24 protein-coding genes are annotated in these 22,250 nt (G+C 44.8%); 15 read left to right on the top strand and 9 right to left on the bottom strand.

All coding sequences use genetic code 11. The annotated features are described in order from the left end of the window. The first annotated feature begins 458 nt into the window (after window positions 1-458). The gene (locus D1Z90_RS18380; RefSeq protein ID WP_119912260.1) at window positions 459-1,250 is read left to right on the top strand and encodes a M48 family metallopeptidase; all 792 of its coding nucleotides are present in this window, start codon (window positions 459-461) and stop codon (window positions 1,248-1,250) included. A 125-nt stretch (window positions 1,251-1,375) separates the two neighbouring features. Beyond that, the gene (locus D1Z90_RS18385; RefSeq protein ID WP_119912261.1) at window positions 1,376-4,600 is read left to right on the top strand and encodes a DEAD/DEAH box helicase; all 3,225 of its coding nucleotides are present in this window, start codon (window positions 1,376-1,378) and stop codon (window positions 4,598-4,600) included. A 92-nt stretch (window positions 4,601-4,692) separates the two neighbouring features. Here the strand turns inward: D1Z90_RS18385 and D1Z90_RS18390 are convergent, their stop codons facing one another. The 5 genes from D1Z90_RS18390 to D1Z90_RS18410 all read right to left on the bottom strand — a co-directional run bounded on the left by D1Z90_RS18390 (window position 4,693) and on the right by D1Z90_RS18410 (window position 7,999). Beyond that, window positions 4,693-5,490: a tetratricopeptide repeat protein gene (locus D1Z90_RS18390; protein WP_119912262.1), complete on the bottom strand. Its 798-nt coding sequence runs from the start codon at window positions 5,488-5,490 to the stop codon at window positions 4,693-4,695. 144 nt (window positions 5,491-5,634) lie between these two features. Beyond that, window positions 5,635-6,318: an MOSC domain-containing protein gene (locus D1Z90_RS18395; protein WP_119912263.1), complete on the bottom strand. Its 684-nt coding sequence runs from the start codon at window positions 6,316-6,318 to the stop codon at window positions 5,635-5,637. Between the two features lie 80 nt (window positions 6,319-6,398). Continuing rightward, window positions 6,399-6,707 carry a DUF496 family protein gene (locus D1Z90_RS18400; RefSeq protein WP_119912264.1) on the bottom strand — a complete coding sequence of 103 codons (309 nt, stop codon included), beginning with the start codon at window positions 6,705-6,707 and terminating at the stop codon, window positions 6,399-6,401. 123 nt (window positions 6,708-6,830) lie between these two features. After that, on the bottom strand, window positions 6,831-7,217 hold the full coding sequence (locus D1Z90_RS18405; protein ID WP_119912265.1) for an MmcQ/YjbR family DNA-binding protein: 387 nt from the start codon (window positions 7,215-7,217) through the stop codon (window positions 6,831-6,833). 2 nt (window positions 7,218-7,219) lie between these two features. Beyond that, window positions 7,220-7,999, bottom strand: a complete 780-nt coding sequence (locus D1Z90_RS18410) for an META domain-containing protein (protein ID WP_119912266.1) — start codon at window positions 7,997-7,999, stop codon at window positions 7,220-7,222. 298 nt (window positions 8,000-8,297) lie between these two features. Between D1Z90_RS18410 and D1Z90_RS18415 the strand changes: the two genes are divergently transcribed. Then, a complete protein-coding gene (locus tag D1Z90_RS18415; protein ID WP_119912267.1) occupies window positions 8,298-8,972 on the top strand; it encodes a MaoC family dehydratase in 675 nt (224 codons plus the stop codon). 190 nt (window positions 8,973-9,162) lie between these two features. Then, on the top strand, window positions 9,163-10,038 hold the full coding sequence (locus D1Z90_RS18420) for a GGDEF domain-containing protein (protein ID WP_119912268.1): 876 nt from the start codon (window positions 9,163-9,165) through the stop codon (window positions 10,036-10,038). A 14-nt stretch (window positions 10,039-10,052) separates the two neighbouring features. Here the strand turns inward: D1Z90_RS18420 and D1Z90_RS18425 are convergent, their stop codons facing one another. The 4 genes from D1Z90_RS18425 to D1Z90_RS18440 are packed head-to-tail and all read right to left on the bottom strand — an operon-like array spanning window position 10,053 to window position 12,370. Next, window positions 10,053-10,499 carry a DoxX family protein gene (locus D1Z90_RS18425; RefSeq protein WP_119912269.1) on the bottom strand — a complete coding sequence of 149 codons (447 nt, stop codon included), beginning with the start codon at window positions 10,497-10,499 and terminating at the stop codon, window positions 10,053-10,055. Continuing rightward, complete coding sequence (locus D1Z90_RS18430) at window positions 10,496-11,272, bottom strand: HvfC/BufC N-terminal domain-containing protein (protein ID WP_119912270.1); 777 nt, start codon at window positions 11,270-11,272, stop codon at window positions 10,496-10,498. Before D1Z90_RS18430 ends, D1Z90_RS18425 begins: the two co-directional genes overlap by 4 nt. Then, entirely contained in the window at window positions 11,269-12,111 is an 843-nt protein-coding gene (gene bufB / locus D1Z90_RS18435; protein WP_119912271.1) for an MNIO family bufferin maturase, read from the bottom strand. The genes D1Z90_RS18430 and bufB overlap by 4 nt, the downstream gene beginning before the upstream one ends. A gap of 1 nt (window position 12,112) precedes the next feature. Next, on the bottom strand, window positions 12,113-12,370 hold the full coding sequence (locus tag D1Z90_RS18440; protein ID WP_119912272.1) for a BufA1 family periplasmic bufferin-type metallophore: 258 nt from the start codon (window positions 12,368-12,370) through the stop codon (window positions 12,113-12,115). Between the two features lie 321 nt (window positions 12,371-12,691). On the opposite strand from D1Z90_RS18440, the gene mioC reads away from it, so the two are divergent. The 11 genes from mioC to atpA all read left to right on the top strand — a co-directional run bounded on the left by mioC (window position 12,692) and on the right by atpA (window position 22,218). Beyond that, the gene (gene mioC, locus D1Z90_RS18445; RefSeq protein WP_119912273.1) at window positions 12,692-13,150 is read left to right on the top strand and encodes an FMN-binding protein MioC; all 459 of its coding nucleotides are present in this window, start codon (window positions 12,692-12,694) and stop codon (window positions 13,148-13,150) included. A 495-nt stretch (window positions 13,151-13,645) separates the two neighbouring features. Beyond that, window positions 13,646-15,535: a tRNA uridine-5-carboxymethylaminomethyl(34) synthesis enzyme MnmG gene (gene mnmG, locus D1Z90_RS18450; RefSeq protein WP_119912274.1), complete on the top strand. Its 1,890-nt coding sequence runs from the start codon at window positions 13,646-13,648 to the stop codon at window positions 15,533-15,535. A gap of 9 nt (window positions 15,536-15,544) precedes the next feature. After that, window positions 15,545-16,165: a 16S rRNA (guanine(527)-N(7))-methyltransferase RsmG gene (rsmG, locus tag D1Z90_RS18455; protein WP_119912275.1), complete on the top strand. Its 621-nt coding sequence runs from the start codon at window positions 15,545-15,547 to the stop codon at window positions 16,163-16,165. A gap of 35 nt (window positions 16,166-16,200) precedes the next feature. Next, window positions 16,201-16,992, top strand: a complete 792-nt coding sequence (locus D1Z90_RS18460; protein ID WP_119912276.1) for a ParA family protein — start codon at window positions 16,201-16,203, stop codon at window positions 16,990-16,992. A gap of 9 nt (window positions 16,993-17,001) precedes the next feature. After that, window positions 17,002-17,919: a ParB/RepB/Spo0J family partition protein gene (locus D1Z90_RS18465; protein ID WP_119912277.1), complete on the top strand. Its 918-nt coding sequence runs from the start codon at window positions 17,002-17,004 to the stop codon at window positions 17,917-17,919. Between the two features lie 217 nt (window positions 17,920-18,136). Further along, the gene (locus tag D1Z90_RS18470) at window positions 18,137-18,547 is read left to right on the top strand and encodes an ATP synthase subunit I (protein ID WP_119912278.1); all 411 of its coding nucleotides are present in this window, start codon (window positions 18,137-18,139) and stop codon (window positions 18,545-18,547) included. After that, window positions 18,531-19,307: a F0F1 ATP synthase subunit A gene (atpB, locus tag D1Z90_RS18475; RefSeq protein ID WP_119912279.1), complete on the top strand. Its 777-nt coding sequence runs from the start codon at window positions 18,531-18,533 to the stop codon at window positions 19,305-19,307. The genes D1Z90_RS18470 and atpB overlap by 17 nt, the downstream gene beginning before the upstream one ends. 50 nt (window positions 19,308-19,357) lie before the next feature. Then, entirely contained in the window at window positions 19,358-19,612 is a 255-nt protein-coding gene (gene atpE / locus D1Z90_RS18480; RefSeq protein ID WP_119912280.1) for a F0F1 ATP synthase subunit C, read from the top strand. A 33-nt stretch (window positions 19,613-19,645) separates the two neighbouring features. Then, a complete protein-coding gene (gene atpF / locus D1Z90_RS18485) occupies window positions 19,646-20,116 on the top strand; it encodes a F0F1 ATP synthase subunit B (protein ID WP_119912281.1) in 471 nt (156 codons plus the stop codon). A gap of 14 nt (window positions 20,117-20,130) precedes the next feature. Further along, a complete protein-coding gene (gene atpH / locus D1Z90_RS18490; protein WP_119912282.1) occupies window positions 20,131-20,664 on the top strand; it encodes a F0F1 ATP synthase subunit delta in 534 nt (177 codons plus the stop codon). A gap of 12 nt (window positions 20,665-20,676) precedes the next feature. Next, window positions 20,677-22,218 carry a F0F1 ATP synthase subunit alpha gene (gene atpA / locus D1Z90_RS18495; RefSeq protein ID WP_119912290.1) on the top strand — a complete coding sequence of 514 codons (1,542 nt, stop codon included), beginning with the start codon at window positions 20,677-20,679 and terminating at the stop codon, window positions 22,216-22,218. The last annotated feature ends 32 nt before the right edge of the window (window positions 22,219-22,250 follow it).

The raw sequence follows: 22,250 nt of genomic DNA on the forward strand, positions 1-22,250 counted from the left end.
TTAAAAAAGCTGGTTGGTGCGATGATTATAGAGCGCAAGTCTTCTTTGGGCTATAAATTAACCAAAGTATGCTCGCGCCCTGCTATTGAAACGGGTTGCTTTTCCTTGAATCAATAGCCGTTGATTCAAGGTGCTATTAATGCATTAACCCAGCATAACTATGGCTTAGCATCGAGATGACGAAAAGCAGTAGAGCGTCAATGCATTTGCACATAGGCATGTTTGGGTAGGAGATGCGACAAATCTAAAAACAGATCCATTAGGAGTACTCAACTATCCTGATGGATCTGTGGCAATAGCCTATCGTTCGCGACCACACTGAAAATCCTATCGCTGAATAAGCGAGAGGCAACTCTAATCGTTAAAAGTACCTTTGCTTGATACCCTTCATGTTCACCGCGAGACTCAATGCCCATGTTGGGTTATGATGCGGCCATATTTGGTAAAGGAGGTATACCATGACATTCAATACATTTACTCGTGTTGCCACCGGTGTTGCTCTAGCGGTCACCCTTGCATCTTGCGCTCAGTCACCTACGGGGCGTAAACAAATCACCATGTTTTCAGACGCTGAAATGGCGCAGCTTGGACAACAATCGTTCGAGCAAATGAAGCAGCAACAAGCCATCAATAAAGACCCAAAAACCAACCAGTATGTTGGTTGTGTCGCGAACGCCATCACCAATCAACTTAAGGGACAAGCGAATACTTACCAATGGGAAGTCGTGGTGTTTGAAAGCGAGCAAATCAATGCTTTTGCCCTACCAGGTGGTAAAATTGGCGTCTACACAGGTTTATTAGGCGTAGCAGAAAACCAAGATCAATTGGCCACAGTAATCGGTCACGAAGTGGCGCATGTATTGGCAAACCACAGTAATGAGCGTTTATCACAAAACCAATTGGCTAGCACAGGCTTGGACATTACTGGCGCATTATTGGGTAACTCAGAGTACAAAAACATGACCATGGCAGGCTTAGGTCTGGGCATGCAATACGGCGTGTTAATGCCATATGGCCGAGCACAAGAATCTGAATCTGACATTTTAGGTTTAGAGTTGATGGCACAAGCAGGGTTTGACCCCGCGCAAAGCGTAAAACTTTGGCAGAACATGGCGGCGGCCTCTCAAGGCGGTCAACCACCCGAGTTATTGTCGACGCACCCGTCACACAATACACGCATCAAAGATCTGCAAAAGACGATGAAAAAACTCCCAACGAATTCAACCGCTAAGCCAAACTGCCAAGCTTAATCTCCGTTTCAGCCCGAAAATCTGCTATTTTCGGGCTATTCTACAAAGATAGCATTCACCCTTATGACCTAAAAAAAGGTATACTCGAGCCCTTTGTTAAAATACGGTAAGTGACTATCGCTAGCATGTTGGAATACTCAGAAAAAGACATAAAAAACAGTTTTGGCGGCCCCACGTTTGACCGAGGGATGCAAGTTTTTACTGATAACCAAGTGCAAAAGTGCAAATACAGTCCCGAGTTAGACAAACTCATTGGCAGCGTAGCGGGCACCTTTAAGGACAGCTACAGCACAAACGTAGAGGTTAAAGCCAGTAATCAACCCGGCAAGTTGATCATTCGTAGTCAATGCTCTTGCCCAGTCGGTTGGAATTGTAAACACGCGGTTGCTCTGCTGCTGGCGTATAAAAAACAATTAGAACCCGCAGACCCTTACCAACTTTGGTTTAATCAATTACCGGCTCATTATCAGCAACCAATGAATTTGGCCAGCGCGGCACAAAAAGAAACCGCCATTTTCTGCTTATCTCCGGATAAAAGTGGCAACATACAAGTGGAAGTGGGCTCAGCCAAAACCCAAAAAGACGGCTCGGTCGGCGCGTTCAGTAATAAGCGTTTAGAAGAACTGGTAAACGATTACTCTTGGTCAGACTCTTGGCTGACCGATTTCGATAAAAACCTGGTTCGCTTACTGCTGCTGAAAGAGAACGACAAGTACAACATTAAAAGTACCCTTATCAGTACCGAAAATGACGAGTTAGCCCTTAAACGCATGCTGGCATCTGGTCGCAGTTATTGGGTCACCACCGCCAATAAACTCACCTTGGGCGAAGCTAAGCCGCTGCAAATTGACTGGCAACAACAAGAAGATAAAAAGCGGATTCAATTAGGCCTGAATGAACTTGGCGAACAATGGCAGTTATTAGCCACGCCTAACCCTTGGTATATTGACACCGAACGCTTTATTGCAGGTCCGATCACCACATCGTTAGACGGCCATTTGGTCGCCGCATTACAACAATTACCGGCACTGGGTGACGAGCAAGCCACTCACTTTACGAATGAGCTATTGGTTAACTTTTCTGAAGCGGCAATTCCAGCTCCTATTGAACTGCCAACCACAGACATAGAACAAGCCTTAGTGCCGACCTTAGAAGTGAATAAAGGCGAGCTAGAAAATGGCCAAGCGAGCCTGATTGCCAAATTTTGGTTTGCGTACGGCAACGTTAAAATCTGCCCAAGTATTATTCATCAACCAAAACAAACGCGCTTTGTGCTTGAAGGTCAGCATTACCACATAAAACGTGATAACGAAGCCGAACAACTTGCTTGGCACCAATACCATAAGCTTAACTTACAAGCGGTGAATGAACATTTACTGCAAAGCCGGTTAGATCAACAAGAATTACAAGGCTTTTTATATAGCAGCAACAAACTGAGCCAAGAAGAATTATGGTTAGGCTTTAAGTTGATGCACGAAGGCCAATTAAAGCAGCAAGGCTGGCATATTCGTATCGCTACCGACATTGATCTTTCTGCGAGCCAAGTAGACGGTTTAAATATCGAAATAGAAGAGCATAATCAATGGTTTGATGTTGGTCTATCGATTGAAGTAGAAGGCCGAGAAGTGCCCTTATTGCCGATGCTGGTGGAGTGGATCCAACGCCATGACGATTGGAAGTCGCAACAAGGTGACTTGATATTGCCACAATCAAATGGCGCCATGTTGACCATTAAACGCAGTACCATCGCACCTATTTTGGCGATTTTAGAAGAGTTAACCAATCAAGACAGTGACAAACTCAGGTTGCCTAATACCCACGCAGCCGTACTGGCACAACTGCCAGATATTAATCAATGGGTTGGCGGCGACCACGTGAAACAGCTGGCGCAAAAGCTAGCCAGTTTTACCGGCATTAAGGAGTTACCACCATCGGTCAACCTGTCCGCCGAGTTAAGGCATTATCAACAAGAAGGCCTTAACTGGCTTAACTTCCTGTTTGAATACGGTTTTGGTGGCATTTTGGCTGACGACATGGGCCTAGGTAAAACCGTACAAACCTTGGCGTATTTACAGCACCGTAAAGATATTGGCGAACTGAACAAGCCCGCGTTAGTGATTTGTCCTACCAGCCTAGTGGGTAACTGGCAAGCCGAAGCCCAAAAATTCACCCCTGGGCTAAGCACCTTAAAACTGCATGGACCAGAGCGTAAAGCCTTGTTTGAAAAAGTGAATGACCACGACATTGTCATTTCTACTTACCCATTATTGGTTCGCGACAGCGAATTTTTGGCGGCGTTTGAGTTCAGTGAATTGGTGCTTGATGAAGCCCAAGTAATTAAAAACCCTAGCGCCAAAATGACACAAACGGTGAAAAAGCTTAACGCGCAGCACAAGCTATGTTTAACCGGTACGCCAATGGAAAACCACTTGGGTGAATTGTGGTCGATATATGACTTTCTGATGCCAGGCTTTTTGGGCAATTTAAGCGGCTTTAATAAACACTACCGCACCCCCATAGAAAAAGAAGGCGATCAGCACAGTAAACAATGGCTGAAACAAAAAGTGTCGCCTTTCTTATTGCGTCGAACCAAAGACCAAGTGGCCACCGAACTGCCACCGAAAACCGAAATTACCCATGTGATAGAAATGCCACCAGAGCAGCGAACTTTGTACGAGAGCATTCGCGTTACCATGGAAGCCAAGGTGCAAGGCTTACTCACCAGCAAAGGTATGGCGCGCAGCCGTATCGAGTTTCTAGATGCGCTGCTCAAAATGCGTCAAGCTTGTTGCGATCCTAAACTGGTGAAACTGGAAGAAGCGCAAAAAATTCAAAGCTCTGCCAAGCTCGATTTCTTGATGGATATTGTGCCAGAGATGCTTGAAGAAGGTCGCCGGATCTTAATTTTCTCGCAGTTTGCGCAAATGCTGAGCATCATCGAAGACCGCTTTAAGCAAGCCGGCATTGATTACGCCAAGCTTACCGGACAAACCCAAAAACGGGCCGAAGTGATCGACTCTTTCCAAAATGGCGATGTTCCTGTATTTCTCATCTCACTCAAAGCAGGTGGAGTAGGCTTAAACTTAACCGCAGCTGACACTGTGATCCATTACGACCCTTGGTGGAACCCAGCCGCTGAAAACCAAGCCACTGACCGAGCCTATCGTATTGGTCAGGATAAGCCCGTGTTCGTTTATAAGTTGATTTGTGAGAAAACAGTAGAAGAGCGCGTACTGCAACTGCAAAAGCAAAAGCAGCAACTCGCGGATGGCATGTACGGCGATAAAGATAACGAACAGCAAATGCTAACAGACAGCGATCAATTGCTAAAACTGTTTGAGTCGATGTAATCATTGTCACTTCAGCACGGTGAGCCCATAAAAAAAGCCAACAATAAATCTTGGCTTTTTTATGGAATGGTGAGCTTGTAACCTAGCACACACTAACCCCAAGGCAAGTGTTTGCGCCACCACGTGGTTTGCTTGGTAATTTTCTTTTGCAATAATTCAGCATCGGCGAGATCGTCATTTTCAAGGGATTGCCCGACATAGGCTCGCGCTTTGGTATATTCGCCCAGTTCAAAATAAATTTGTGCTATATGCAAGTAAAGCCAAGCGTCGTCGCGATTACCCGGAGCAAGCTGTAAGTAAAAGTCTAACGCTTGCTGCCACAGCTGGTGTTGCTGTGACAATACACCTGCCCGCCACAACACTTGTTCCCAACGACGCGAACTGTGGGCCGACTCTTCGGCTTTTTTCCACCACACGGTGGCTTGGGTAATATCGCCTATCGCCCCCCAATATTGCATCGAAGCGCGACAAGCCCAGTAATCCGTAGGATTCGCTTTAATCAGCTTTTTTAGCTTGGGTAAGGCTTCATCGGTACGCTGTAATGCTATGAGGTAATTGATTTCAATGGCACCCACCGCGGCCACTGAATCATTCAGGCGTTTAGCCGACTCAAGCAGGTGGGACACTTGATGCCATAATTCCTTATTTTCCGGCTCTCGGGTGGCTGCAATCGTTAATACCGCCGCCGCACCGGCTTGACCATAACAAGCATTGGAGATGCTAACAAAACCGTTCATCGCACGGTATAGCACCTCAGAGCTATCACGGTAAGCATCCAATAGATCTAAGGTTGCTTGAAATTCTCTTTGTGAAGATTGACTCCAAACGGGAGTCGCAGGCCATTTGGCATTTTTGGCAATCCGCGCCAAAATAGTAAATGTCGAGTCCATCCTTGGTTGCTCCTAAACTAATTACCGCTTTGCCACACCTATTATTTCAACTCATTGTGTGCAACAAAAATTAATACTGCCCCTTGGATAATAACTAGCATAGCCAAGATCAGTGACAACTGCAGTGAGAGCATGAAAAAAGTATTAACCAAATGCGCTTTGGCCAAATAATCTGTCATTCCAATTTTCTATTTTGCCAGTCTGCAAACGCTGGCATGCTTTTTTGCGCCAATTATCGGCTAAATAGGGGTCATTAATCCAGCATTTTAATGTTTTTTTATCAAAAGGTTCTAAATATGCGGACTGTAACACTTGCCACAACATCAGTTGATAGTCTGACCTTTGAATAAGCGTTAATGAATCGTTTGGCTTAACCCAGCCAGGCTGTAAAACGCGGAAAAACCAACCGCATCGCCCTGTCATTTGCATCTGTAACGCTAAGTTGGCGATTTCAAACCTGTGGTTCAATTTAAAACAAGGAGATCGCGGCTGACTGATTTGTAGTTGAGCACCGCCAAGCTGAAAAATATCGCCAATGGCCAAGTTCTGCTCGGTAAACCCTAAGCCTGAAATGTTTTCGCCAAAACCACTGATACGCATCTTAGGATGAGCAGGGTATTGCTTTAGCCAAGCTTGATAATGCTCTTGTGGATAATAATGTAGTGCTCGCTCAGGGCCACCATGAAAGCGCTTATCTGCTTGCTGATCATTACTCAGGCCCGTTTCAGATACCCAAACGGGCTCGGTAATCACTTGCTTATTAATGGCGCTGCTAAAGGGACCATGCTCGGTCACTTTGCCAGCCAATATCTTCACATCGCTGTGCACGGATACCTGCCTTGGTGGGTGCTAAGGTCATAAATAAAAAAACCCGCCAATAGCGGGTTCTTGTTAGGTGGCGTCAATGCCTATTTTTTTGCACTGGCACTGGCACGAGAAAAGTCGTTGATCTTTTTATTTATTTCACGACGTTCTTTCGATAATTCAGCACCTTTGATGATGTGGTCATCAACGCGATCTTCATAATCAGATTTCATGTTATGAACAATCGCCATAACTTCTTCGTGGCTCATGTCTGCGCGAATGTAATCCAATAAGTTATCTAATAAATCTACACGCTTACGGTTGTCGCGAATTTTCTTTTCGTTGTCTAAGATTTCACGCTTTAATTTATTCTTGCGGCGTGCATTTTTTACTAGTTCTAACACGTTACTCATATAAAACACCTCTTATTCTTAGTGGCATTAAGCCAACTGCGCAGTCATTGAAACACATAAAGACTAAACCTATACCCCAAGCAAATCAATAATCTCGCGTTTGCAGCGCTATGATGGTAGAAATTACTGCGCCGCTGCTAAAATGTGTTCACCGTGTTTGGCTACCAGGGCGCTACGAGTAGATTTAGGCAAGGATTTAACAACTAATCCATAAGAATGCTCGATCATCCGTTCAATTTCACCACGGGCGAGGGTGTTATCCATTAACACCGTATTCCAATGCTTTTTATTCATGTGGTAGCCAGGTAATACCGCGGTAAAAATGTCTCGTAGCATTAAGGCTTGCTGCGGGTCGCATTTTAGGTTTACTTGCAGCTGCTGCTGACGCACGCTAACAATCGCAAACAGCTTTCCTTTTACCTTGTACACTTTCGCTTCAGGTCCAAATGGATAATCCAGCTCAGCTTCAGGCCGAGCGGCCAAGAAGTCACACAGTTGAGACTCATCCATGATTACGGCGCAACTTGTTGCTGCACAAAGTCTGCCCATTGCTGCAGCGACCCATCCTGTGGTGCATTGATCCACGCTTTTTGCCACTGAGCAGTACTGAGCGAATTGTGCTTGCGCTTAACCCCAGCATACAAAGCGTCTGATAACGCCATAAAGCTGTGCTCATTTATTAAATATAAACTGGCAGCATCGTTCATGCTGATAGTGCTCAGGGGGGCAGGAGCACCATTTTGACTGGCTAGCCAAAACGCTTCTTTAGTGGCTTGCTGGTATTTTTCTTGCCATACCAAAGCGCCAATAGATTCTAAAGTGCCGGAATCAGGGCCATGGCCTTGGCTGTCTGCAGCAGATTCTTGCGGTTGACGTAAGCGAAAGCGCCATTCTTCTTCGCCACTGAAGACTAAATCTTGCTGCACTAAGGTAACTTGACTGTCTGTCATCAACTGGTTAAACGCATTGGCAAGCGCCATCTTGCTCGGCTCACACGCTTTACGTGTCCCCATAAGCTCGCTACTAAAGCGACCTTGCACAATTTGATAATTGCCTTTAACTCGATTACAGCCATCAGAGCCTACGATTTCATCAGCATTGACCACAAACTGAGGCTGCTCCTCACCACTGAAGCGTTGCTGAGCTTTTTGTACCAACAACCAGTCACCTGCAGGTATTTCTGTTAACGCCGCATGAGCCGTGGGTGGCGTGCTGGAGTCTTGTTCATCAGACTGACAAGCGCTTAAGTATAATGTGGCGGTCAGCGCGGTAACAGCAGTTAAATATTTCATTTAAAACCTTTTCTTTGTCGCGTGTTAGGCAACTATAGATGATCTTTGAAAGGATAAAAATACTGCCTCAAGTAAGTTGATATCAGGCTAAAGCAAGACACTTCGACTAATATAACTAATAGTTATCAAATCTGTTTCACATGAAACATTCTGATCTATAGAGGTTATTGGTAATAGCAAAATTTTGTTATCCCCATAACATCTATGTAAACTATAACGGCAGCAATTGCATCATCTTGCAGCGGCCCGTGAGTTTCACCGGATGTTTTGCAAAGCTTTTAAGACAGGAACATAAGCAATGAAAGTGGTTGATTTTCTTAAGCAAAAAAAGGAAATTTTGGCGCAAAACCCGTTCGAGCTAAAGGATTGGCTGTCTCCTACTATTCGTGATTATTGGATAGAGTTTCTCAATAAAGCTCATAACAATCATTTGGCCAATTGGGCACGAGACCATCAATTATTGTCCTATGATCAAACTCCCGCGCCAAAGCCGGAAGAGTTACACCCAAAAGCAGCCAAATTGTTAGAACAATTGTCTGAGCAACTGGGGGAAGAAATTCACGTTGGCCCATGGTTTGAAATTACGCAGGAACGCATTGACGCATTTGCCGAAGTGACTCAAGACCATCAGTGGATCCACACCGACCCCGAACGCGCAGCTCAAGAGTCACCGTTTAAGTCCACCATCGCCCATGGCTTTTTAACCTTGTCGCTGTTGCCGGCATTAACCGAAAGTGTGGACGCCGATAAGCCGCAGTACCCGACCGCGAAAATGACGGTAAACTACGGCATCAACCAAGTGCGCTTTCCTTATCCAATCAAGGTGAATAGTAATATTCGCGCGCGTACCCGCTTAACCAAAGTCAGTCCCATTAAGCGCGGCTTAGAGTTAGTAAAAGAGATCTCTGTCGAAATAGAAGGCTGTCGTCGCCCAGGTTGCGTGATTGAATCTGTGGTGCGGTTATACTTTTAAGTATTGACGGTTAGCTTATATAAAACAGCCATATAAGCTAACTAATGGAATCAAACCTGTTTACTCGACACGCTGTAATCACAAAATTAACAATTTCCCTGTTAACCTCAAGATTTATCGCTGTTTTCCCTGCCATAATTCTTTAAGCTAGTGCCTAAGCTTCACGTTACAAGGTAAAACGGCACCTCTCATGGTCAATACCAAACCAAGCATGGCGTTGCTCTTTGCTTGCTCACTCATCTTTATCCACATTATGTTTTTCGATTTTGTGCAAGATATTGATGTCATCAGTTTTTTGTCAGAAAGCACCATAGTGGCATCATTAATTGCCATCATCTTTTTGCTTAAGCCTATCGAAAACAAACCTGGGGTATATAACCTGGTGTTTGCCGGATTTTTTTTGCTCTTTATTTCTTTATTGACCGATGCGTTAGATGAAGTTTTCCAACAGCCCGCTGCTGTCAGTTTGCTGTTTGAAGACATCATCCAGGTCTCTGGCTTTTTGATCTTATGTTACGGCATCAATCAATGGCGACTGCACAGTGAAAAAATGCCGTCGGAATTGCACGCGGTAGCACCCAAAGATCCATTAACCCAATTGCCAGATCGACACTACTTTATTAACCATGCTCAGCTAGAGTTTGATCGGATGCAGCGCAGCCAATTAACCTTCAGTATTTTGATTGTAGAAGTGGATCAATATAAACAATTCAGCATAGAACGGGGTCATACCTTCACCAATCTGATGCTCAATAAATATGCCCAAGTTGCTCAGCAGCACATTCGAAAAAGTGATGTAATCAGTTATTGGTCAGACAATGAGTTTATTGTTTGCCTAGCGGAATGTAATGACGAACAACATGGTGCGGTGGCAGAAAAGCTGCGCCAAGCAGCATTGCACCTAGCCTTGCCTGGGCACACGGAATATGGCCAGCCTGGCATTACCGTTAGCATAGGTTGTACCGCTTCAAAAGAACAAGATAGAAGTTTAGATGATTTGATAGGGCGTGCTTATCAGCAGCTCCATCAGGCTATTGCAGTCGGCCGCAACAGCGTGATGGCTTGATTGCCGAGGCAAACTTAAGCTTGGTTAAACCACTTACGCGTGAGAGTATCAACGGCGATGGGCCCAGCGCCCCAAACTAAGTTAATCAGTATCATCAGACCCCATAACTGATGATCATAAAAGCCGTTTTCCCACAGTACAGGGTAAGACACCACGGCGATAATATTAAACACAAACAAAGCAAAGGCCGTAAACCGGGTCATCACCCCTAACGCCAGCAGTATGGGCAATATTAATTCCGCAGCAGTGCCTAAATACGCGGCCCATAACCAAGGTAACAAGGGCACTTGATACTCCAGCTCAAACAAGTATAAGGTGCTGTCCCAGCTGTTAACCTTGATATACCCCGACCGAAAAAAGACCCAAGCAACCCACAAACGGGTGAACAACAGCAACAGGGGTACAAAAAGTCGCTGCATCTGCACGACGCCTTGGTCATAGGTATCCATTAATGCTTTCATGATATGACTCCTTCACTCTCAAAACCGACCAGAAAATCTTGTGCTAACGCTTGTGGCAAAAAACTGGCGATATCCCATTGTTCGCTTATTTCAGTCAACCGAGAGCCTTGCTGACAAGCTTGTAAAAAACCGAATAAGGCTGCCGACACCGGCGTTAAACTGACGCTAAAATCGCGCTGTTTTCGCAGCACTAAATAACATGCTTGTTGTTGCTCAAATTCCTCAACTTCACCGGCTTGTAACATGCGATACAAGGTTTCCACGTCATAATCACAAGCAAACAGCTGCAGCTGTGGGCGCAATAACAAATACGTTTGCTCATAAGCACTGGCAGCAACCGCTGATAAGCTAGCAAATGGAAAAGCATTTTCGCGTAAAGCCAACCCTGCAGTTTGCTCTATTTGCCATTCCAATTGCGCGACTCCGGGAATATAAGGCATCGCATCCAGCTGTGGGCAAGTTGCTAAAAATTGCGCAAACCGATCACCGTATTGCATGATGTCACCACAGCGAGGAGGCTGCGCTAATACAAAAGCTCGCGCCACCGCATCAAAAAAATCTTGCCCTACCGCAATAAGCGTCAGCTTAAAGGTCGCGGTTAATGCCTCGGTACACGACATCACAAAGTTATTGCGGTATATCTGCATCACTTGATCCGGTAAAAACCGGGGCGACTCAATCTGTTGCAATATGTCATCGTGCTGATAGCGCACCGCTGCTGCAAAGTTTTGCTGCAAAAGATCCAACTCAATTTCGGAGTGTCGTTTACTCATGCCGCCACCTCCTGCGATCGGATCTGCTCAGCTTTACCCTGTTCTTGCAATAAAACATCAAGACTGGGGATATCCGTGTCCCATTCAATCAAAGTGGCAACGTTAGGCCATTGCGCAATAAACTGGCGATATAGCTGCCATACCGGCTCACTGACACGACTGCCGTGGGTATCAATCAGTAACTCACCTTGGTCAAAGCTTTTTACGGTAAAGCCTGCAAGGTGAATCTCCTGCACAGCTTGTGGGTTGATGCCCGCCAAATACGTATGGCTGTCGCAACCTTGGTTAAAGCTGCTAACGTAAATATTATTAAGATCTAATAACAACCCGCATTGGGTTTGCTCTACCAAACGATTCAAAAACTGCCACTCTGTCATTTCAGGTTGCTTAAAGGTCAGGTAAACAGAAGGATTCTCAACCAGGATCTGACGACCTAACGTTTGCTGCACTTGATCTACCTTGTTGCCAAACAGCTGTAAGGCTTGTTCGGTGTAAGGCATAGGCAAGAGATCATTAAAATACTCACCGCCAACTGAGCTCCAACTTAAATGCTCTGAAATCAAACGCGGTTTAACTCGTTCAATTAAATTACTTAACTGCTTCAAATGCAGTGGGTTTATCGGGTCAACACTGCCAAGAGACAAACCGATGCCATGACAACTGATGGCATATTGTTGCGCCAGACGGTCCAATACTGCACTTGCTTCACTGTGAGGGTTAAAATAGTTCTCGCTGTGGATTTCTAGAAAGTCAGTATTAATGGGGTCGCGCAACAAGTCTTGGAAGTGAGGAGCACGTAAGCCAATGCCTACGCCTCCCTGAGGAATGGTTAAAGCCATCTTACTTTGGCTCTAAGCTTCCGCCGGTTAATTTGGCGCATAAACCTTTAGGAACAGCAATGAACGCATCGGCTTGATTGTCTGTTTTAGCTGTACCCGCACAAGAGCTGCTTTTGGTAGCACAGTCGTTTTGACCCGCTTTAGAAACGCCGTAGCATTTCTCTTTGTCTGCCGCCATAGCCGGTGCGCTAATCATGGTTGCGCCTAGCGCTAGGGCGCCAGAAACTGCGGTTGCTAATGCGATGTTTGACTTTTTCATAACTAATTTCCTTTTATTATTCATAGTGTTGTGTTTAGCCACGTTTTAATTGGCTTACGTTTAACAGAACCGGTTGAACGTAAAAATAATTTCAAAAAAATCGGAAAAATATTGAAATAAATCAAAGATAGATTGTAAACAACTGATTTAATTAACAAAAAAAACATCACTTTTTACAGTGCAGCGCAGAATGTAAAAAAATGCGCTTATATTTACGCCAACCATCACACGCAACGCTAATACAGCCCGTAAAATTGCGACTTATGGGTGCTTTATTTAGCGCATAGGCAAGTTTAAGATAGCCTCAGCAAAGGAGATAGCATGAAAAAAATCCATCTATTAGTAGGCACCACGTTGGGCGGGGCAGAGTATGTTGCCGACGCTTTAGTGCCATACATCGAGCAAGCAGGCTTTGACACTGAAATTCATAATCCAGCTGATTTAAGCAGCTTTAACGCTGACGAAAAACAGCTTTGGTTAGTGATAACCTCAACCCATGGAGCGGGAGACTATCCAGAGAGCTTTCAAGAGTTTGCCAATCAATTAATGGCCCAAAGGCCAATGTTAAGAGCGATCAATTATGGTGTGATTGGCATCGGCGACTCTAGCTACGACACTTTTTGCGAAGCCGGTAAAAACATCGATGCGCTACTGCAAGATCTTGGCGCAGTGCAAACCAGTGAACTACTTACTATTGATGTGCAAGAACATACCATCCCAGAAGATGCCGCAGAAGCCTGGATCCCAAACTGGCTAAATGCGGTGCAAAAATACGCCTAACCAACAAGGTAATATCGCGATAAAGTGGACAAGTTTATAGCTTGTCCATAACCACTTTTGTAACTCCAGCTCCCGTTTCAACCCCAAATAATCGCTCAAAAAGCCAACAATATACCCCCTTATCGAAAATATTTTCTGTGGATAAGTATAGATCTAACCGTTGATCAAACTATAGTTATCCTATTTATACTTATTGCCTCTGCCTAGGGGTGTGGATAAACAGGCATTTAGATCTCAGGCTATCCGCCTTAAATACGCCTAGTATCCACACCGTATGATCGAACTTAAGATCTTGATCTAAAGGATCAATAGTCGATTATCCACTGATCAGGTGAGATCTAATATTAAGATCTAATAAGAAAAGATCTTTAAAGATCTATATATATTTATTTAGATCTTAGTGTGGATTTTTATGATCAATTTGATCCTTCTCGTTGACGCGATAAAGGGGTAGAATGTGCGCCCGATTTAGGATCTATGTTGTTTTGAGGTTATATGAAATATCACGAGTCTTTTGACGTCATCGTTGTCGGTGGTGGTCATGCAGGTACCGAAGCCGCAGCCGCTGCTGCTCGTATGGGTCAAAATACCCTATTGTTGACTCACAACATTGACACCCTAGGCCAAATGTCTTGTAACCCAGCTATTGGCGGTATTGGCAAAGGACACTTGGTAAAAGAAATTGATGCGTTAGGTGGGATCATGGCGCAAGCCACTGACCGCGCAGGGATCCAGTTTCGCACCTTAAACTCAAGTAAGGGCCCAGCAGTTAGAGCAACACGAGCCCAAGCCGATCGTGCGCTCTACAAAGCCGCTGTACGGCACAAACTGGAAAACCAACCGAACTTAAAGATCTTTCAACAAGCTTGTGATGACTTGATCGTCGAAAACGATCAAGTGGTGGGTGTAGTCACCCAGATGGGACTGAAGATCAAAGCAAAATCTGTGGTACTCACCGTAGGTACTTTTTTAAATGGTTTGATCCACATAGGTATGGCGAATCACAGCGGTGGTCGTGCAGGCGATCCACCGTCTATCTCTCTTGCACAAAGATTGCGAGATCTGCCTTTGCGCATTGATCGCTTAAAAACCGGAACTCCGCCGCGTATCGACGCTAAAACCGTCGATTTTTCTGTGATGCAAGCACAACCCGGTGACGATCCTACTCCAGTATTTTCATTTCTTGGTTCACGTACCGAGCACCCGCAACAAGTGCCTTGTTACATTACCCACACCAATGAACGCACCCATGAAGTGATCCGTAATAACCTAGATCGCAGTCCCATGTACGCCGGTGTGATCGAAGGCATAGGTCCGCGCTACTGCCCATCCATTGAAGACAAGATCATGCGCTTTGCCGACAAAGATGCGCATCAGATCTTCGTTGAGCCTGAAGGCCTGACCACACACGAACTCTATCCAAACGGTATCTCAACCAGTTTGCCATTTGACGTCCAAGTTGAAATTGTTCGTTCAATGAAAGGTTTTGAAAATGCGCATATTACGCGCCCTGGTTATGCCATTGAATACGATTACTTCGATCCCCGTGATTTAAAACAAACGTTTGAAAATAAATTTATTAGCGGTTTGTTTTTTGCGGGCCAAATTAACGGCACCACAGGTTACGAAGAAGCCGGTGCTCAAGGTATCATTGCCGGTATGAATGCGGCACTGCAAGCGCAAGGCAAAGAAGGCTGGTGTCCAGATCGTAACGAAGCTTACATTGGTGTATTGATTGACGATCTTTCAACACTAGGGACCAAAGAACCCTACCGTATGTTCACCAGTCGCGCGGAATACCGTTTACTACTGCGTGAAGATAACGCCGATATTCGCTTGACCGCGAAAGGCCGTGAAGTGGGACTGGTTGATGATCAACGTTGGCAGTTCTTCAATGAAAAGATCGAATTGATCGAAAAAGAGCGCCAGCGCTTACGAGAAACCTGGGCGCACACTAAATCGCCTTACTTGGATCAACTCAACGGCATGTTGAAAAATCCATTAACGCGTGAACATAATTTGGAAGAACTGCTGCGCCGTCCAGAAGTGAACTATGACAACTTGCTGAATATTGCTGAGTTAGGTCCTAAACTTGAACATGAACAAGCGGCCGAACAAGTTGAGATTCAAATTAAGTATCAAGGCTACATTGACCGCCAACTGGAAGAAATTAATCGTTTAAAGAAAAACGAAAATACAGTATTACCGGTTGATTTGGACTATTCTGTGATTTCAGGTTTGTCCAACGAAGTGAAAGCCAAGTTAACCGACAGTCGACCAGAAACCGTAGGCAAAGCGTCACGTATTTCCGGCATTACGCCAGCAGCAATTTCTATTTTGCTGATTCATTTAAAAAAATTAGGTTTATTACGTAAAGCCAGTTAAGGGTTTCTTTTGTTAGAAAAAAAGCTTGAGTTATTACTCAAAAAAACCGATTTATCGGTGTCCGATCAACAAAAAACACAATTGATTGGCTTGGTCAACTTGCTGCATAAGTGGAACAAAGCGTACAATCTGACATCCGTGCGTCAACCGGAAGATATGTTAGTGAAACATATCATGGACAGTATCGTAGTCAGTCCATTTTTAAACGGCAGTCGATTTATTGATGTTGGCACAGGCCCTGGACTACCAGGATTACCTTTAGCCATTATGAATCCAGACAAAGAATTCGTATTGCTCGACAGTTTGGGCAAGCGAATTCGTTTTATTCGCCAAGTCTTGTTAGAGCTAGGCATAAAAAATGTCACACCTGTGCAAAGTCGAGTAGAACAATATCAAGATGAACTTGGCTTTGATGGCGTCTTAAGTCGCGCATTTGCTTCCTTGCACGACATGCTCAATTGGTGTCCTCATTTACCTTCTCAACAAGGGCTGTTCATGGCCTTAAAAGGCCAGTTGCCAACGACTGAAATCGACACTTTGCCGAGTGAATTTGAATGTGTTGCGACGCACGAGTTAACGGTGCCGGAGCTTGAAGGCGAACGCCATCTGGTTCTGATCAAAAAAGTTTAACGCTTGCAGCTGCAAGCTGTTCTATAGGGAACATCGTGGGAAAAATTATAGCCATAGCCAACCAGAAAGGTGGCGTAGGAAAAACCACTACTTGTGTTAACTTAGCAGCATCTCTAGCGGCAACAAAACGCAAAGTATTGGTGATCGATCTCGATCCTCAAGGGAATGCTACCATGGGCAGCGGGGTCGATAAGTACAACGTGGCCGCAACTGCCTATGATATTTTGGTGGATGAGAAACCCGTTGCAGAGTGCGTGATCAAAGATACCACGGGCGGTTACGATCTTATCGCGGCAAACGGTGACGTTACTGCCGCTGAAATTCGTTTGATGGAGTGCTTTGCTCGCGAAACGCGTTTACGCAGCATGCTAGCGCCAGTGGGAGATACGTACGATTACGTCTTTATCGACTGCCCACCTTCTCTCAATATGTTAACCATTAATGCGTTATCGGCTGCGCACTCGGTTTTGGTGCCGATGCAGTGTGAGTATTATGCCCTTGAGGGATTAACCGCTTTAGTGGACACCATCAGTAAATTGGTCGCCGTGATCAACGACGATCTTAAAATCGAAGGCATATTGCGCACCATGTACGATCCTCGAAATCGCTTGTCTGCAGATGTGTCCGATCAATTAAAACAGCACTTTGGTGACAAAGTGTATCGAACTGTTATCCCGCGTAATGTGCGTTTGGCTGAGGCCCCGAGTTTTGGTGCGCCTGCCATGTATTATGACAAGTCATCCAATGGCGCGAAAGCATACCTCGCCTTAGCTGGAGAGATGTTACGCCGAGAAGAACAAACCATAGTAGAAGAAGTAAACGCATAGAGGTTGTTGATGAATCTGCCAAAAAAACGCGGGTTAGGTAAAGGATTAGACGCATTATTAGGCACTAGCACCGCCGCTAGACAAGCCCAAGTAAAGGCCGATATTAGTCGTGAACAAGCGCAACAAAAAACCGACGAAATAAAATCTGAATTGCTCAAAATCAGTACTCAATCATTACGTCCCGGTAAATATCAACCACGTAAAGATATGTCGGCCGAAGCGCTGGAAGAATTGGCGAGCTCTATTCGTGCTCAAGGCGTTATTCAGCCAATAGTGGTACGCGAGATTGCTGATGAGCAGTATGAAATCATTGCCGGTGAACGACGTTGGCGCGCAGCGACACAAGTGGGCTTGGCAACGGTGCCTTGTGTGCTCAAAAATGTCACAGATGAAGCTGCTGTAGCCATTGCCCTGATAGAAAATATTCAGCGGGAAGATTTAAATGCGATGGAAGAAGCGGTGGCATTAGAGCGTTTAATGCAGGAATTTGAACTGACTCACCAAGAAGTAGCTACCGCGGTAGGTAAGTCCCGAACCACGGTAACAAATTTACTTCGCCTTAACAGTCTCAACCCGGATGTGAAAATCTTGTTAGAGCATGGCGACATTGATATGGGTCATGCGAGGGCATTATTAGGCTTACAAGGCGATTTGCAGTCAGAAGTAGCACAAATTGTTGTTGCCAAAGCGTTAACCGTGCGTGAAACCGAAAAACTGATTAAATCGAAACAATCGCCTAAACCAGAAAAAGCACAAAAGCAGCCAGATCAGCAATTAATTGCGTTGGAAGCCAAGATTTCACAACTGTTAGATTCGCAAGTATCTATAAAGAAAGGGAAAAAAGGCTCTGGTAAGTTAGTGATAGATTATAAATCAGAGGCGCAACTCGGCGCTATTTTAAGTAAATTCACTCCAGAAAATAGCTAATTAAAAGGCTAATCAGGGATTTTGCAAATTAATTATCTTTTTGCAATTCCCTGTATCTTGCAAATTCCCCTCAAAAGCATAACAGACGTAGTTTTAGTCAGTTGCATTCAGCCACTTTCCAAGTATAATTTGTGACGTTTTTTGTACTGTGATAGAAAACTATTATCTTCGCGTTAATACTTTCGTCACATTCATTGAACTAAGCTGGGAGAACTGAGTGTCTAGTAAGTTAGTTGGGCGCGGCCGTAAGGCGGCACTAAAACACATTGGCTTTCAGGCATTTTTAGTGTTAGCGGTAACACTTGTCTGCGGCAGTATCTGGGGTAGCCACGCGGCTATGTCAGCAGTAGTTGGCGGAGCCATCTACATAGTTCCTAACCTGATTTTTGCTTGGTGTGCGTTTGCGTTTGCAGGGGCCAGACAAGCAAGAAGCGTGGTAATGAGCTTGTACTTCGGAGAAGTGGTAAAGCTGGTACTAACCATAGTGTTGTTCGTGATAGCGTTAGCTTGGATGAAGTTAGATATTTTATCGCTTTATCTGGCATTTGGCGTCGCACTGGCTGCACAGTGGAGTATTCCTTTCTTTTTTAACCATAATGACGGGATGAAAAATGGCTGCTCAAGGTGAAGTATTAACTGCTTCTGGCTATATCCAACACCACTTAACCAATTTGGCTGTGGGTGAAGGATTTTGGACTTGGCACATTGACTCACTCCTGTTTTCAGTAGGCTTGGGAGCCTTCTTCTTGTGGTTATTCCGCAAGGTTGGCACAAAAGCAACAACGGGTGTTCCTGGCAAGCTTCAATGTTTCGTTGAAATGCTCGTGGAATTCGTTGATGGCGTTGTTAAAGACTCGTTCCATGGTCGTAACCCTGTCATCGCACCACTAGGTTTAACTATTTTCGTCTGGGTTTTCCTGATGAACTTAATGGACCTTATCCCTGTTGATTTTATCCCTCATGCCGCCGCACTAATGGGCGTTCCTTACCTTAAAATTGTACCTACCACCGACTTAAACGTAACTCTAGGCTTGTCTTTGAGTGTGTTTGCGTTGATTGTGTACTACAGCATCAAGGTAAAAGGTGTCAAAGGCTTTACCAAAGAAATGACACTTAACCCATTCAATCATTGGGCGCTGATTCCTGTGAACTTAGTTCTAGAGTCGGTCACTTTGATTGCGAAGCCTATTTCTTTAGCGCTTCGTTTGTTCGGTAACCTGTACGCAGGTGAGTTGATCTTTATTCTGATTGCATTGCTACCGTGGTGGAGCCAATTCGTACTTTCTGTACCTTGGGCTATCTTCCATATCTTGGTAATTGTGCTACAGGCCTTTATTTTCATGATGTTGACGATTGTATATCTCAGCATGGCACATGAAGATCACTAATATTTAAATTTAATTTTTACAAAAAAAGTTTTATTCAAACGGAGAGAAAAATGGAAACTGTAATCGGCTTTACTGCTATCGCTGTTGCAATCATGATTGGTCTAGCTGCCCTTGGTACAGCTATCGGTTTTGCTATCCTAGGTGGTAAATTCCTAGAAGCTTCTGCTCGTCAACCTGAGCTAGCTCCTGCTCTACAAACTAAAATGTTCATCGTTGCAGGTCTACTTGATGCGATCTCTATGATTGCAGTGGGTGTTGCACTGTTCTTCGTATTCGCTAACCCATTCCTAGGTCAACTTGGCTAATATTAGTTTCCTTAACTAAGGAGGTATGTCGTTATGAGTATTAACGCTACCCTACTAGGCCAAGCGATTTCGTTCGCACTTTTTGTGTGGTTCTGCATGAAGTTCGTGTGGCCACCATTGATGAGTGCTATTGAAGAACGTCAGAAAAAAATTGCTGATGGTCTAGAAGCCGCTAATCGCGCAGCAAAAGATCTTGAACTTGCGCAAGCTAAAGCTGGTGATCAGCTTAAAGATGCGAAAGCGCAAGCAGCAGAAATTATTGATGCGGCGAACAAGCGCAAAAACCAAATTGTCGATGAAGCAAAAACAGAAGCAGAAACTGAGCGTGCGAAAATCATTGCTCAAGGTGAAGCGGAAGTTGAAGCTGAACGCAACCGTGCTAAAGAAGAACTTCGTAAACAACTTGCGGTTCTTGCTATTGCGGGTGCAGAGAAAATCATCGAGCGTTCTGTTGATGAAGCGGCTAACGCCGATATCGTTGACAAACTTGTAGCTGAACTTTAAGGGAGTGGGGCTTTATGTCTGAATTGACAACCATTGCTCGCCCCTATGCTAAAGCAGCTTTCGATTTTGCCGTTGAAAAAGGTAACACCGAAGCATGGGCTGAGATGCTATTTTTTGCTGCTGAAGTAGCAAATAATGACAGTATCGCTCAGCTGCTAAGTGGTGATAGAGCCGGCGCTGAATTGACCGAGATATTTGTAAGTATCTGTGAAGGTCAACTTGACGAGAATGGCCTGAACCTTATTAAGGTGATGGCTGAAAATGGACGCTTGAGTGTTTTACCTTTAGTTAACGAGTTATTCCTTGGCCTAGTGGCTGACTATAACAAAGAAGTAGAAGCCGAAGTGGTTTCTTCTATCGCGTTAACTAAAGACCAAGAAGCAAAAATAGCCGCTTCTTTGGAAAAACGTCTCGCACGCAAAGTGAAGCTGAATTGTAGTGTTGATGAGTCGCTTATTGGTGGTGTAGTTATCACTGCAGGTGACTTGGTTATTGATGGCTCTGTTCGCGGCAAACTTGACCGCTTAGCAGACTCACTACAATCCTAACGGGGAATGAGCATGCAACTGAATTCCACAGAAATCAGTGATCTGATCAAACAGCGTATTGAAAATTTCAACGTTGTTAGTGAAGCTCGAAATGAAGGTACTATCGTTTCAGTAAGTGACGGTATCCTTCGCATTAATGGCCTTGCTGACTGTATGCAAGGTGAAATGATTGAACTGCCTAACGGCAACTATGCTATCGCGTTAAACTTAGAACGTGATTCAGTAGGTGCGGTTGTAATGGGTCCTTACCAGGATCTAGCAGAAGGTCAAAAAGTAAAATCTACTGGTCGTATCCTTGAGGTTCCAGTAGGTAAAGGTTTACTTGGTCGTGTAGTAAACACGCTAGGTCAGCCTATCGATGGTAAAGGCCCGATCGAAAACGACGGTTTCTCACCAATCGAAGTAATTGCACCAGGTGTAATCGACCGTAAATCGGTTGATCAACCAGTACAAACTGGTATGAAAGCAATCGACTCCATGATCCCTGTTGGTCGTGGTCAGCGTGAGCTTATCATCGGTGACCGTCAAACTGGTAAAACGGCGATCGCGATTGACTCGATCATCAACCAGAAAGACTCAGGTATCTTCTCTATCTACGTAGCAATCGGCCAGAAGGCTTCTACTATTGCTAACGTAGTACGTAAGCTAGAAGAACACGGCGCGCTAGAAAACACTATCGTAGTAGTTGCATCAGCTTCTGAAGCGGCAGCACTACAGTACCTAGCACCTTACTCTGGTTGTACCATGGGTGAGTACTTCCGTGACCGCGGTGAAGATGCACTTATCGTATACGATGACTTGTCTAAGCAAGCTGTTGCTTACCGTCAAATTTCACTTCTGCTTAAGCGTCCACCAGGCCGTGAAGCATACCCAGGTGACGTTTTCTACCTTCACTCTCGTCTACTAGAGCGTTCTGCTCGTGTAAATGAGCATTACGTAGAGAAGTTCACTAACGGTGAAGTGAAAGGTAAAACAGGTTCTTTGACTGCATTACCTATCATCGAAACGCAAGCGGGTGACGTATCTGCTTTCGTACCGACAAACGTAATCTCTATTACTGATGGTCAGATCTTCTTGACGACTGAACTGTTTAACAACGGTATTCGTCCAGCGGTAGACCCAGGTATTTCAGTATCTCGTGTTGGTGGTTCTGCTCAGACTAAGCTGGTTAAAAAGCTATCTGGTGGCGTTCGTACCGCACTTGCACAGTACCGTGAACTAGCAGCATTTGCTCAGTTTGCTTCTGACCTTGATGAAGCTACGCGTAAGCAGCTTGACCACGGTCAAAAAGTAACTGAACTAATGAAGCAAGACCAATACGCGCCAATGTCTATCGTTGAGCAAGGCTTGGTATTGTTTGCTGCTGAGAAAGGTTACTTAAGCGACGTTGAGCTAAATAAGATCCTAGATTTCGAATCTGCGCTTCTTACTTACGCGAAAAACGAGCACGGCGATTTCATTGCAGCTCTTAATGAATCAGGTGATTACAACGGTGAGATTGAAGGCAAATTAGCGTCGCTAATTGAGACTTTCAAATCAACTCAAACCTGGTAAGACTGAACTGCTAAGCAGTCAGTATGTAATCA

Origin of the sequence: Motilimonas pumila (genome assembly GCF_003596335.1) — a bacterium.
Taxonomy (GTDB): domain Bacteria; phylum Pseudomonadota; class Gammaproteobacteria; order Enterobacterales; family CBDFNC01; genus Motilimonas; species Motilimonas pumila.

Coding starts and splice junctions, on each gene's coding strand:
- D1Z90_RS18380 (WP_119912260.1), top strand. CDS start 459: ATGACATTCAATACATTTACTCGTGTTGCCACCGGTGTTGCTCTAGCG.
- D1Z90_RS18385 (WP_119912261.1), top strand. CDS start 1,376: ATGTTGGAATACTCAGAAAAAGACATAAAAAACAGTTTTGGCGGCCCC.
- D1Z90_RS18390 (WP_119912262.1), bottom strand. CDS start 5,490: ATGGACTCGACATTTACTATTTTGGCGCGGATTGCCAAAAATGCCAAA.
- D1Z90_RS18400 (WP_119912264.1), bottom strand. CDS start 6,707: ATGAGTAACGTGTTAGAACTAGTAAAAAATGCACGCCGCAAGAATAAA.
- D1Z90_RS18405 (WP_119912265.1), bottom strand. CDS start 7,217: ATGGATGAGTCTCAACTGTGTGACTTCTTGGCCGCTCGGCCTGAAGCT.
- D1Z90_RS18410 (WP_119912266.1), bottom strand. CDS start 7,999: ATGAAATATTTAACTGCTGTTACCGCGCTGACCGCCACATTATACTTA.
- D1Z90_RS18415 (WP_119912267.1), top strand. CDS start 8,298: ATGAAAGTGGTTGATTTTCTTAAGCAAAAAAAGGAAATTTTGGCGCAA.
- D1Z90_RS18420 (WP_119912268.1), top strand. CDS start 9,163: ATGGTCAATACCAAACCAAGCATGGCGTTGCTCTTTGCTTGCTCACTC.
- D1Z90_RS18425 (WP_119912269.1), bottom strand. CDS start 10,499: ATGAAAGCATTAATGGATACCTATGACCAAGGCGTCGTGCAGATGCAG.
- D1Z90_RS18430 (WP_119912270.1), bottom strand. CDS start 11,272: ATGAGTAAACGACACTCCGAAATTGAGTTGGATCTTTTGCAGCAAAAC.
- bufB (WP_119912271.1), bottom strand. CDS start 12,111: ATGGCTTTAACCATTCCTCAGGGAGGCGTAGGCATTGGCTTACGTGCT.
- D1Z90_RS18440 (WP_119912272.1), bottom strand. CDS start 12,370: ATGAAAAAGTCAAACATCGCATTAGCAACCGCAGTTTCTGGCGCCCTA.
- mioC (WP_119912273.1), top strand. CDS start 12,692: ATGAAAAAAATCCATCTATTAGTAGGCACCACGTTGGGCGGGGCAGAG.
- mnmG (WP_119912274.1), top strand. CDS start 13,646: ATGAAATATCACGAGTCTTTTGACGTCATCGTTGTCGGTGGTGGTCAT.
- D1Z90_RS18465 (WP_119912277.1), top strand. CDS start 17,002: ATGAATCTGCCAAAAAAACGCGGGTTAGGTAAAGGATTAGACGCATTA.
- atpB (WP_119912279.1), top strand. CDS start 18,531: ATGGCTGCTCAAGGTGAAGTATTAACTGCTTCTGGCTATATCCAACAC.
- atpE (WP_119912280.1), top strand. CDS start 19,358: ATGGAAACTGTAATCGGCTTTACTGCTATCGCTGTTGCAATCATGATT.
- atpF (WP_119912281.1), top strand. CDS start 19,646: ATGAGTATTAACGCTACCCTACTAGGCCAAGCGATTTCGTTCGCACTT.
- atpH (WP_119912282.1), top strand. CDS start 20,131: ATGTCTGAATTGACAACCATTGCTCGCCCCTATGCTAAAGCAGCTTTC.
- atpA (WP_119912290.1), top strand. CDS start 20,677: ATGCAACTGAATTCCACAGAAATCAGTGATCTGATCAAACAGCGTATT.